9 protein-coding genes are annotated in these 12,398 nt (G+C 50.0%); 7 read left to right on the top strand and 2 right to left on the bottom strand.

Annotation, left to right across the window (positions count from 1 at the left end):
• Positions 1 to 22: 22 nt before the first annotated feature.
• Positions 23 to 787 (bottom strand): exodeoxyribonuclease III, encoded by a 765-nt coding sequence (locus tag EKM73_RS09000; protein WP_125701590.1) that lies wholly within the window; start codon positions 785 to 787, stop codon positions 23 to 25.
• 607 nt (positions 788 to 1,394) lie between these two features.
• Here EKM73_RS09000 and murB point away from each other — a divergent pair.
• A complete protein-coding gene (gene murB, locus EKM73_RS08995) occupies positions 1,395 to 2,300 on the top strand; it encodes a UDP-N-acetylmuramate dehydrogenase (protein ID WP_125701589.1) in 906 nt (301 codons plus the stop codon).
• 27 nt (positions 2,301 to 2,327) lie between these two features.
• Positions 2,328 to 4,469, top strand: coding sequence for a cation:proton antiporter (locus EKM73_RS08990; RefSeq protein ID WP_125701588.1), 2,142 nt, complete (start codon positions 2,328 to 2,330; stop codon positions 4,467 to 4,469).
• A 386-nt stretch (positions 4,470 to 4,855) separates the two neighbouring features.
• On the opposite strand, the gene EKM73_RS08985 is transcribed toward EKM73_RS08990, so the two are convergent.
• Entirely contained in the window at positions 4,856 to 5,521 is a 666-nt protein-coding gene (locus tag EKM73_RS08985) for a DUF1361 domain-containing protein (RefSeq protein WP_125701587.1), read from the bottom strand.
• A gap of 257 nt (positions 5,522 to 5,778) precedes the next feature.
• Between EKM73_RS08985 and cdaA the strand changes: the two genes are divergently transcribed.
• The 5 genes from cdaA (at position 5,779) to EKM73_RS12965 (ending at position 12,201) form a co-directional block, all read left to right on the top strand.
• The gene (gene cdaA, locus EKM73_RS08980; RefSeq protein WP_125701586.1) at positions 5,779 to 6,627 is read left to right on the top strand and encodes a diadenylate cyclase CdaA; all 849 of its coding nucleotides are present in this window, start codon (positions 5,779 to 5,781) and stop codon (positions 6,625 to 6,627) included.
• A complete protein-coding gene (locus EKM73_RS08975; protein ID WP_125701585.1) occupies positions 6,627 to 7,595 on the top strand; it encodes a CdaR family protein in 969 nt (322 codons plus the stop codon). Before cdaA ends, EKM73_RS08975 begins: the two co-directional genes overlap by 1 nt.
• Before the next feature lie 31 nt (positions 7,596 to 7,626).
• Positions 7,627 to 8,982, top strand: coding sequence for a phosphoglucosamine mutase (glmM, locus tag EKM73_RS08970; RefSeq protein WP_125701584.1), 1,356 nt, complete (start codon positions 7,627 to 7,629; stop codon positions 8,980 to 8,982).
• A gap of 1,110 nt (positions 8,983 to 10,092) precedes the next feature.
• Positions 10,093 to 11,910, top strand: coding sequence for a glutamine--fructose-6-phosphate transaminase (isomerizing) (gene glmS / locus EKM73_RS08965; RefSeq protein WP_125701583.1), 1,818 nt, complete (start codon positions 10,093 to 10,095; stop codon positions 11,908 to 11,910).
• Positions 11,911 to 12,078: 168 nt separating this feature from the next.
• Positions 12,079 to 12,201, top strand: coding sequence for a hypothetical protein (locus tag EKM73_RS12965; RefSeq protein WP_020088250.1), 123 nt, complete (start codon positions 12,079 to 12,081; stop codon positions 12,199 to 12,201).
• Positions 12,202 to 12,398: the final 197 nt, after the last annotated feature.

Genomic DNA, 12,398 nt, shown 5'->3' with positions numbered 1-12,398 from the left:
GCCTCATCCTTTCAGAGTGAATTTAGACGGTCAAACCGTCGACGTCGAGTTCCACCGGACAGTGGTCGGAACCCATGACTTGGTCTAGTATTTTAGCGTCTTTTAAATGGTCTTGCAAGCGTTCGCTGGTGACAAAGTAATCGATACGCCACCCAGCGTTGTTATCGCGGGCGTGGAACCGATAGCTCCACCAAGAATAACGTTCCGTAGCATCCGGATTGAAGTAACGGAAGGTATCGGTATAGCCGGCGGCGAGGAGGGCCGTGAATTTCTCCCGTTCATCATCGGTAAAGCCGGCATTCTTGTGATTCGTTTTGGGATTCTTCAGGTCGATCTCCGTGTGCGCCACGTTCAGGTCGCCACAGAAGATGACGGGCTTCTTGGCGTTCAACTGGTTAATGAAATCGAGAAAGGCCGTTTCCCAGCCCATCCGAAAGTCGAGTCGTTTGAGACCACTCCCAGAGTTTGGCGTGTAGCAGGTCAGCACGTAAAAGTCGGGGTATTCCAGGGTGATTGTCCGGCCTTCGTGATCAAAGTCGGGCGAATCGATGCCGTAGATGACATTTAGCGGTTTGTGTTTGGTAAACAAAGCCGTTCCGGAATAGCCCTTACGTTCGGCGTAGTTCCAGTATTGGTAGTAACCGGGGAGGTCGAGGTCAATCTGACCCTCCTGCAACTTAGTTTCTTGGATGCCAAAGAAGTCGGCGTCCATTTCCTTAAATGTATCGACAAATCCTTTTTTAACAATAGCCCGTAGGCCGTTGACGTTCCATGAAATAAATTTCATCTGTGCACCTCCAACTGCTACTTCCCAGTATACCAGATGGCATGACCATATCGTGTCCGTTTCGCCCACGCAGGGACTATTAATGTTTAAAAATAGGTAGTTAAAATTATCGCCTGCGGCAGACTGGGATTCCGCCTGCTGTGGGGACCGGCTAAAGCCTGAGAAGCGGTCTTTAGCCTCGCCTTGAAGCCTCGCAACCCCGGCGAGTCTCCAAGGTCGTCCCATGCCGTAAGCACGGGAAGGGGCTAGCCCCGTGCTTACGCCATCGACACGGCTGGCTACATCCCAGTCTGCCTCCGGCTACACATAGTTGTTCAACATTAAATATCGGCACCGGACTTATGACTCAGCCAGCCTTGCTAAGAAGTAGCGGACTTTCGTCAAAAGTGATTTCGGGTATGCCTCAACAGCGAGCTGCCATCTTACCCGACTCGATTTTCAGTAAGCCCACATAGAAATCCTCATTTCTCATGATATTTTCTGTGAATCAGTGCACCCAGCGTGCGATGGTAGGGGGTTCCATGGTAAAATAGCCCTATGACTGTTGTTCGTTTGGCCAGTGACAGGTCAAACCGATCACAAACTTTTGAGAAACGAAGGGAATTTGATGATGATGGAAGAGATTACAGCGGCATTTCCAGCGATTGAAATTTTGCGGAATGAACCCTTGGCTCACTATACGCATACGAAGACGGGGGGACCAGCGGATTACCTGGCCTTTCCGACCAACATCCAAGAGACCAAATCGCTTTTAGCCTACGCCAACCAGGAGAATTTACCGGTGACGGTCGTGGGGAATGCCAGCAACCTCATCGTGCGTGACGGTGGTATCCGTGGCTTGGTTATGATTTTAACTAAGATGGCGAACATCACGGTTACCGGCAATACGGTCACTGCTGAGGCCGGGGCGGCTATGATCAAGACGACCCAGGTTGCGCAAGCTCACGCGTTGACGGGAACTGAATTTGCGGCCGGAATTCCCGGTAGTGTGGGCGGTGCCGTCTTCATGAACGCCGGGGCTTACGGTGGCGAAATCAGTGAAGTGGTGACTTCCGCCGAAGTTTTGACGCCAGAAGGTGAGATTCGGACGTTGAACGCGCAGGAGCTCGACTTTGGCTACCGGCACAGTTCCGTTCAGGACTATCATGACATTATTTTGACGGCGACGTTTACGCTGAAACCCGGGGATGGTGTGGCCATTCAAGCCACGATGGATGATTTAAATGCGCGGCGGGCAGCTAAGCAGCCGCTGGATCTGCCATCCTGTGGGAGTGTATTCAAACGGCCTACGGGACACTACACCGGTCAATTGATTCAGGAAGCTGGATTACAAGGCCTCAAGTGGGGTGGTGCCCAGGTCTCCACGAAACATGCGGGCTTCATCGTGAACATTGACCACGCGACGGCGACTGATTATCTCGAATTAATCCACCACATTCAAGAAGTTATCTGGAAAGAAGACCAAGTTCACCTTGAAACCGAAGTTCGGATTATTGGTGAAGAACCGAAGTAAGTCTAAAAAAAGAAGGGGGAACCTTATGTGCCTATAGTTGAAGCAGTGATTTTGTTAATCGTCCTGGTCCTATTTTCGAATATTATCAGTCACTACCTCACGTTTATTCCAGTCAGTTTGATTCAGATTGCCCTTGGCCTCATGGTCGCGTTAGTCTGGCAATTTGAAGTGCCACTCGAGACTGATTGGTTTTTACTCCTGTTTATCGCGCCATTGCTATATAACGATGGGCGCCGCTTCCCCAAGCGAGAGTTGTGGCGTTTGCGGGGGCCGATTTTCGGAAATGCCATCTGGCTGGTCTTTCTGACCACGCTGTTGGGTGGGTTTCTGATCTATGAACTGATTCCAAAGATGCCATTGACCGTGGCGTTTGCGTTGGCAGCTATCCTGTCGCCAACCGACCCTGTGGCCGTGCAGTCGATCTCGAAGCAGGTCAAGTTGCCGGCTAGTCTGATGCATTTGGTCAGTGGGGAAAGTCTGATCAACGATGCCAGTGGTCTGATTGCCTTCAAATATGCGATTGCGGCCACGGTGACCGGGGCCTTCTCGGTCGGGACGGCCGTGGGCGACTTCGTCTACATCAGTATCGTTGGTTTCTTATCGGGGCTGATCTTCATGACGGCAATCCAGCTATTGATGGACATCTTACGGCGCCAAGGCATCGATGACGTGATTTTTAACACGGTGTTACAGATTGCCACGCCATTTGTGATTTATCTCGTGACCGAAGAAATCACTCACGCATCCGGCGTTATCGCCGTGGTGACGGCCGGAGTGCTTTTCCACGCGCGGGAGAGTCGTATCGTGGAGGACTCACCAGAACTAAAGCTCGTGACCGAAAAGGTTTGGGATATTATTATCTATTCATTAAATGGGATCGTGTTCGTGATCCTAGGAATCGAGCTTCCCGTGGCGACCTCACAGGTCATCAAGGGTGGTCAGTTCAACACTTGGCAGGCTCTGTTCTTTGCCTTCATGGCTTGGGTAATCTTGGTCGCCATTCGGACGTTGTGGACGTATGGGTATATCCTGTTCCAACGCCTGACACGCAACCACAGTGACGAGCGTCCTGGTTTTCGGACGGCCGTCCTATCCGGTCTTTCTGGGGTACGGGGGGCCGTTACGATGGCCGGTGTCCTGTCTGTCCCAGCGGTAGTTGCCAGCGGGGCCGGTTTCCCGGCGCGGGCGTTGATGCTCTTCGTGGCGTCCGGGGTGATCATTATCAGTCTGATTGCGGCGACGATTATGCTGCCACTGATTTCGACGGATAAGCAGCCCTTACAGACGCGGGCGAGTGCCAGCGATGACATTGCCAATGACATTAATTTAGACGATGAGGAAGATGAAGAGGAGTTCCCAGAGGAACCTGTCCGGCAAATCAGTGAGGAAGAGGCGCGCGCGTACATCATGCGTTTGGCCATTTCCAAGATTGAGGAGTTACGGCGGCCCAACAATCAGCGGGCGGCCTATGACTTGATCCTCGACTACCAGTTCATTATCCGCCGCTTAGAAATGAGTTATCGCGCCGACACCGTGATGCAGAAGGTATTGGACGATGAAATCAAACTGCGTCAGGTGGCCATTGACGGCGAACGCGCCACATTAAAGGAGTTGCGTCAGGGTGAGAAGATCACGCAGACCAGCTATGTTGGTGCGCTCCGCCGGATTGAAAATCTGGAAGGTCGATTGACGCAAGTCTCCGGCCACACGATGCCCGGCGTCATCAACTACTGGCGTCGCTTCTTCAAGCATTTGTGGCGGGATGCGGCCTACTGGCTACACTCCGAGGATACTGACCGCTTACACGCGGAGAACAATCTGATTGAGCGTGAGACAGCTAAGGCGGCCATTAAGGCGTTATCCGAGTATCTGTCACGGACGGATATTGATGAAACCCAGTTCGATAATCAGGCCGTTTACCATCTGATTGTCCAGTACCGTAACCGTATCGAACGGGCCAAGGCAGCCACGTTGCCACACCGTAATGATGATTATCAACATCAGATCAACAAGTTGCGGGTGCGGGCATTAGGTGCCGAGCGGACTGGCATTCAGACGCTGTTAGAGGCTGGAAACATTACTTGGACCAAGGCCACACATCTGCGGCAGTATGTTAACTACGCGGAAAACGTGTTGGTGATGTCCTTGAGTGATGAGGAAGGCGAGTAGGCTAATTCTGGGAATTGAAAATTGTCGCCTGCGGCTGTTAGTAATTCCGCCTGCTGTGGGGACCAGATTAGTCGTTCGGCTATGTCTTTTATAATTTTTGTTCAAAAGTAAGGCTGCGTTTTCCATGTTTCTTTGGCACGGTGGAACGCGGCCTTTTGTGTATCTTTGGGAGGGATATTGTGGAAGCTGTGGCGGGGCCAGTTAGGTTTGAACCGCTAGATTTTCTCTCGCCAAACTATCCGGGAACTTGCGGCCTCCGAAACGAGCTACGCAAGCCAGATTCTTCCGCTTAGCAAAATAAGGACTTCTGTCCGGCGGTTGCCGAACAGAAGCCCTTATTTCCCTAATGCTCAGAATCTAAACGGCTTGCTCCGCTCTCTGAACCTTTAATCGGGTAATTCACTTTGCACCGTGTTGTGCATAACGAGATACAGAATCCAATAACAGAATAGCTGAATGAACGTCAGTAATCCCACGAATATCCACATGTTGCTGGTCCACATATCCATGATGGGGCGGATGAACTGCTCCGGATTGATGAAGAGGTAAATGGTGTGGATCCGTAAGAAACGACCAATGTAGAGACCTACCGACGTTAGGAAGGTCAGGATGACGACGATGACGACGCGGGCGATACCATTGCCCTTGGCGATGCGTTGACTGATGACCTGGCTGACGTAGTTGAGGCTCCAAAAGCCCAGTAGCGTACAGCTCATGGCGCTAATTATCATGTAAGTGAAGTAGATCCACAGGTGTGGCGTGACCCGTAATAGGCCACTCAAGGCGTATGGCTGCAGGAGCGACAGGTGGAACAGGTCGGTCAGCAGATACGGCGCGTTGGGGTAGAAGAGGAGCCACAGGAGTAGTAACGGCCAGAATAGCCAGGCACTCTTGGGGCGGGTCTTCCCCAGGTGAAAGCTCAGCTCAATCGGGATGTACCCCAGAAAGGTATTTAGCACCAGGAAGGAAAAAGGATCCTTGGCGCGGAAATACAGGAAAATCAGCCATGCCACGAAGAATATTCGAATTTCCCACCGGGCCCGCCGATTCATTTGCCATCACCAATCCTCTCACGAAATATCTACCCTCATTCTACAGCCTTTATGCTGAAAACGAACGGAATATGACTTCTAGTTTACCAGAATTTGGATGAAATATTTTCCAGAAATTGTCGATTTAAGTAGAGCTTAACGTTTCTGTAAATTTTGCGACCAATGACCGGCGAATTCCGGCGTTTCTGAGGATTCAGGGCGAAATGTAAGCGGGGCCGTGCTATAATGAAATCTGAATTCAATTTGGAGGGAAAGTCATGAACCTGGATTGGGGCAATCTCCTTACAATAGGGAATCTAGTCAACCTACTCGACATTCTTGTCGTTTGGTTTGTCATTTATGAATTAATCGTGATGTTACGGGGAACCAAAGCTATTCAGCTCTTCCGGGGCGTCATTTTAATTTTACTGGTGAAGTTCGTCAGTGCTTACCTCGGCCTCAACACGGTTTCGTGGCTGGTCGATCAGGTGATCAACTGGGGGGTCATCGCCATTATCATCATCTTCCAGCCCGAGATTCGACGTGGGCTGGAACATTTGGGTCGGGGCTCCTTGTTCGTGCGGATCCGGCATGAAAATGAGGCGGCCAATCACATGATTGAGGGCCTGGATAAGGCCATTCAATACATGTCGAAACGACGAATTGGGGCGTTAATGACCATTCAGCGCGATACCGGGCTTGAGGATTATATTGAGACGGGGATCGACTTGGATGCAGAGCTGACCGGAGAACTGCTGATCAACATCTTTATTCCCAATACACCCTTGCACGATGGCGCGGTCATTATTCGAGACAACCGAATCGCTGTAGCTGCGGCTTACCTACCGCTGTCTGAAAGTAACCTGATTCCTAAAGAATTGGGAACGCGTCACCGGGCGGCCGTCGGAATTTCCGAAGTGACGGATGCCTTGACCATCGTTATTTCAGAAGAAACGGGTGAGGTCTCCATTACCAAGAATAACGAGCTCTTACGGGGCTTGACGCAGGCCGATTACCTGAAGTTCTTGCGCGATGAGTTAGTTAATGAAGAAGCGGCCAACAACAGCAATGTCTTAGTTAAGGCGTTGGACTGGTTTGATGAACGCTTCAGAGGGGGGCGGCGCTGATGAAAAACGAGCGTTACACAACGTGGCTATACCGCATTCTCGCCCTCATTTTAGCCATTCTGCTATTCTTTTATGTGAACAGTACAAAATCGTCCAACAACTCGCAGTCAACGACGTCTAATACGAATACGTCACTAACGGCGACGAAGACGATGACGGTATCGGTCCCTTTACAGCTCAACGTCAACAGCAATAAGTACTTCGTGACGGGGTATCCGCAAAAGGTCAAGGTGACCTTACGGGGGCCGCTGGCGTTAGTGACCACGACGGCTAATACTCAGAATTTTAAGGTCTATGCGGCCTTGAGTGATCTGGGCGTCGGCAAGCATCGCGTCACGCTGCATCAAGAGGGATTGAACCATGAGATCGAGTCGAGTATTTCACCGGCGAAGATTACGGTGGATATTGAACCCCGCAAGACGGTATCCTTTCCCGTGAAGGTGCGCTACAATAGCCAAAACATTGCGGCGGGATATTCCGCTGGGAAGGCAACTTCCGATGTCACCAGCGTTAAGGCGACCGGGGCAGCCAATGAGATTTCACGGATCAAGCAAGTGACGGCCCAATTGACGGTGCCTCAGAACTCGAAGAAGACCGTGAATAGCCAAGCCGTAATCGAAGCCCTGGATAGCAGTGGTAAGACGGTCAACGTCATTTTGACGCCGTCGACGACTACCGTTAACCTGCCGATCACTTCGGATGGCGAGAGTAAGAAGGTCGGCTTAGACCTGAACGCGAAGAATGGGTCGTCCGGAACGACGTATAAACTAACCAGTAACGTCACCAAAGTTACTGCGTATGGGAGTGCCTCGCAATTAAAGGATTTAGATAACGTGGCAGTCGATGTCGATGTCAGTGACGTTAAGAATAATACAACCAAGACGGTCACGCTCGACACGAGTGATAATAATGTAACGGCGTTCGATCCCTCCACCATTAAGGTGACGATCAAGGCCACAGCAAATTAAAAAAATTGTTTGAGAAATGAGGAATATGACGATGAAGTATTTTGGAACTGATGGTGTCCGGGGCGTTGCTAACCAAGAATTAACCCCAGAGTTGGCCTTTAAAGTTGGCCGGTATGGTGGTTACGTTTTGACGCAACACGCTGATAGCGAAAACAAGCATCCACAAGTCCTAGTGGCTCGTGACACGCGGATCTCGGGGCAATTACTGGAAAATGCATTGGTTTCCGGCCTCCTGTCGGTCGGTATCGAAGTTCTGCGGTTAGGCGTCATTTCAACGCCAGCCGTTGCTTACTTAGTACGGACGCAAGGTGCCGCAGCCGGGGTCATGATTACGGCTTCCCACAATCCCGTTGAATACAACGGAATCAAGTACTTTGGGAACGATGGCTACAAGCTGTCCGACGAAATGGAAGAAGAAATCGAAGCCTTGTTGGATGCACCTAGCGACGACCAACCACGTCCAGCAACGGACGGTTTAGGCACAGTCGAGGACTACTCCGAAGGTAGCCAAAAGTACATTCAATTCCTGGAACAAACGATTGCCGATGACCTGGAAGGCCTGCACATTGCCGTGGACTCCGCTAATGGGGCCACGAGTGGTTTGGTTTCTCGGTTATATGCTGATCTGAACCTGGACTTCGACACGATTGCCACGACACCTAATGGTCTGAACATCAACGATCAAGTCGGCTCAACGCACCCAGAACAATTACAAAAGTTCGTCGTTGAAAAGGGTGCCCAAATTGGGTTGGCCTTTGATGGCGACGGTGATCGTTGCATTGCGGTCGATGAAAAAGGAAATATCGTCGATGGCGATAAGATCATGTACATCTGTGGCAAGTATATGGCTGAACACGGCCGCCTGAAGAAGGATACGATCGTCACCACGGTGATGAGTAATCTGGGGATGTACAAAGCCATGGAAGCCCACAACTTGAAGTCAGTCAAGACGAAGGTTGGGGACCGTTACGTGGTTGAAGAAATGCGGAAGTCCGGGTACAACCTGGGTGGCGAACAGTCTGGGCACGTGGTGTTCTTAGACTTCAACACGACTGGCGATGGCCTGTTGACCAGCTTGCAATTACTTCACATCTTAAAGGTAACTGGCAAGAAGCTGTCTGAATTAGCAGCCGATGTCACGACTTATCCGCAAAAGTTGGTTAACATTAAGGTTGCCGACAAGCAAGCCGCTCAAGAAAATCCTAAGGTCCAAGACATCATTGCCACCGTCGAAAAGGAAATGGATGGTGACGGTCGGGTCTTAGTACGGCCTTCCGGGACGGAACCCTTGCTACGTGTGATGGCAGAAGCCCCAACTGAAGAGGCAGTGGCGGGATACGTCGATCGTATCGCCGATGTCGTCCGCGCCGAAGTCGGCGTGGAATAAGCTTGAGCGTCTCAATTTGGTCATGACCGACGCCTTACCGGGTGGCACAAATGAACTGGAACGTGGAGGGCGGACGCCTAAAGCCAAAAAGCGGTCTTTAGGCTTGCTTTGAACCTCTGAGAAACGAGTTTCAAAGACACCAATTATCTAACCGGCAAAAAGCGCCGCTAAGATAATTCCCACCGCTGAGTTCATTTGTGCCACCCTCACGGCTTATGCTGTGTGAATTTGCTACTTGCGAGTGGCAATTCCACGCTGACTGTCGGTCGACTCGTTAGCTTCAATTTAGAAGCGTCGGGGTTGTCTTTGACGGCCAGGGATTCCGTCGTCTATGGGGAACGCCGTCAGCCAGAAAGTGGTCTGACGACTCACCTTGAAGCCACGAAAATCGCGTGTCTCCAAGGTGTCCCATGGGGTAGGCTGCCAAGAGACGCCAGCCAACGCCATCGACACAGCCGACTCCATCCCTGTCCGCCTGCGGCTACGTTCGGTTTTTAATGGCGTCTGTTGTGAGTCGTGTCACATCAGTTTGACTGGAATAGCGGGGTTAAGTGATAGATAAATTTGCAGATGAACAGTATGCGTGCATCTGTGGTTTACTGCAGACACTATTTGAATGATTTGAACTAGTGTAAGCCGTGAGGGTGGTGAAAATAATTCCAGCCGTGGGAATTCTCTTGGTGGCTGGGTTTGGCCACCTAGAGAATTGGGAGCTTTGAAACTCGATTTTGGAGGTTCAAAACTCAGTTGGAAGACCGCTCTGTGGCTTCCGACGTCCGCCCAGGCGTTCCGGATTATTTTCGCCACCCGGCAAGGCGACCCGAGAACATAGCTTAAAAATTGAAATTGTAAAACCAGTTGAAAAAGGGCACCTTGCCGCGTTGGCAGGGCGCCTTTTTCAGAAAATTAGATTATAAATAATATGATAGACCAGTTTCGAGTTTTTTAATTGACAACCCCTAAGAAACACTGTAAAGTATAGTCATTCAGAAATGTTTTTCAAGACGTTTCAGTCTATACCAATTTCAAAGAAAACAGATACATTTCTCAATTAAATTAACCGACCCTCCCAGTGATTTGGGACTGGCGTCGAGAAAAGGAAGACAACTTATGTGTGGAATTGTTGGTGTTACTGGTAATGACAATGCCGTTAAAATCTTACTGAACGGACTACAGAAGCTGGAATACCGGGGTTATGACTCAGCCGGGATCTACGTAAATGATCAGAAGGGTGAGGACTACTTGGTCAAGACTAAGGGCCGGATCTCCGAATTGCGGTCTAAGGTGACCCCTGACGTTCACGGGTCAACCGGTATCGGTCATACGCGTTGGGCTACTCATGGGGTAGTTAGCGTGGACAACGCTCACCCACATTTCTCCAACGATGACCGTTTCTACCTGGTTCACAACGGTGTGATCGACAACTTCCAAGAACTGAAAGCTAAGTACTTGAGCGATGTTCCTTTCAAGAGCCAAACCGATACTGAAGTTGTTGTCCAATTGATTGACAAGTTTGCCGTTGAAGACAACTTGGACGCTAAGTCTGCTTTTCTGAAGACGTTGAGCCTGTTAAAGGGTTCCTCATACGCCTTCTTAATGATGGACCGCGAACAACCAGACACGTTATTCGTTGCTAAGAACAAGAGTCCACTGTTAATCGGTGTCGGCGATGGCTTTAACGTGGTCTGCTCCGATGCTTTGGCTATGTTGACGGAAACCCATGACTTCTTAGAATTGATGGATGGCGAAGTCGTTACCATCACCCCAGGTAAGGTTGCCATTCAAGACGCCGAAGGCAATCCCGTTGAACGGAAGCCATTCCACGTTGACATGAACGCTGACGAAGCTGACAAAGGGACTTACCCATTCTACATGTTAAAGGAAGTTGACGAACAACCTAATGTTATGCGTAAGTTGGCTCAGACTTACCTGTCAGAACATGGTGTGCCTCAGATTGATGACAAGTTGATCAAGGCTATGGAAGCAGCTGATCGTCTGTACATCGTGGGTGCTGGGACGAGTTACCACGCCGGGTTAGTTGGGAAGCGGCTCTTTGAAAAGTTGGCCCACATTCCAACGGAAGTGCACGTTTCTTCTGAATTTGCTTACGAACAACCAATGCTGTCTGAGAAGCCATTCTTTATCTTCCTGACACAGTCAGGTGAAACGGCTGACAGTCGTGAAGTTCTGGTTAACGTTAACGACGCTGGTTACCCAAGCTTGACGATTACCAACGTTCAGAACTCTACGTTATCGCGTGAAGCAACCTACACGTTGTTACTCCATGCCGGTCCAGAAATCGCCGTGGCTTCAACCAAGGCCTACACTGCTCAAATCGCATTGGAAGCCATCTTGGCTAAGGCTCTCGGCGAAGTGACTGGTCAAATTGTGGCGCAAGACTTCAACATTCGCCAACAACTTGGTTTGGTCGCTACCGGGATGCAAGCTATCGTGGACGAAAAGGACACGTTGGAAAAGATTGCCAACGACTACCTGATGCAGTCTAACCGGGCCTTCTACATTGGCCGGGGGATCGACCACGCGGTTTCTCTGGAAGCTGCCTTGAAGCTGAAGGAAATTTCTTACGTCCAAGCTGAAGGGTTTGCCTCCGGTGAACTGAAGCACGGGACGATTGCTTTGATCGAAAAGGACACGCCAGTTATCGGTTTCATTACGCAAGCCAAGACGGCCGGCCTGACGCGGAGCAACCTGCAAGAAACCATGGCTCGTGGTGCCAAGACCTTGACTATCGTGCGTGAAGGCCTCGCTATTGACGGCGACGACTTGATCTTGCCAGACGTTGACGAAATGTTAATGCCATTACTGAGTGTTGTGCCAGCCCAACTGTTGGCTTACTACACCAGCTTGAACAAGGGCCTTGACGTGGACAAGCCACGGAACTTGGCTAAGAGTGTTACCGTCGAATAGATTGACCATTAAATTTTAAATATTTCGAGAGGAATCCTGCTGGTGTGGGGTTCCTCTTTTTATTTTTTGGGGATGAATCTAGCTGGTTAAAGGGCATTTCTCTTGCGTAATGCGGGCTTTCGTTGTATAGTACATTCATGAAAACTTTGAGAAAACGAGGTGAAAATGATGAAGTATACGAAACGAGTCGATGCTCATAAAAACCAGAAGCAACGAGATGCGACGTTTGATAAATTCAAAAAACAACAAAATGCGTTAAGCGCCAACCGACGGGGTGTTCGTCGGAAATAGGGTGGTCACTGTTAAGAGCAGTGGACATCCTTTTTTGTTGGATGAGTGGATGAATGAGTGACGTAGATTGTTGGATGGATAGTAGTTTACCAGGTTATTACATGATGGGATGTTTCATAGATTTACGGTCAGTTTTCAAAAAAAGTTGGAAAAGATGAGCATTTTACTTGAAAGATTGGTATAGAGCATTTATAATT

The sequence above is a fragment of the Levilactobacillus fuyuanensis genome, from assembly GCF_003946395.1.
Lineage (GTDB): Bacteria > Bacillota > Bacilli > Lactobacillales > Lactobacillaceae > Levilactobacillus > Levilactobacillus fuyuanensis.
Note: the sequence above shows the minus strand (reverse complement) of the source record. Positions and strands in the feature narration are given on the sequence as shown.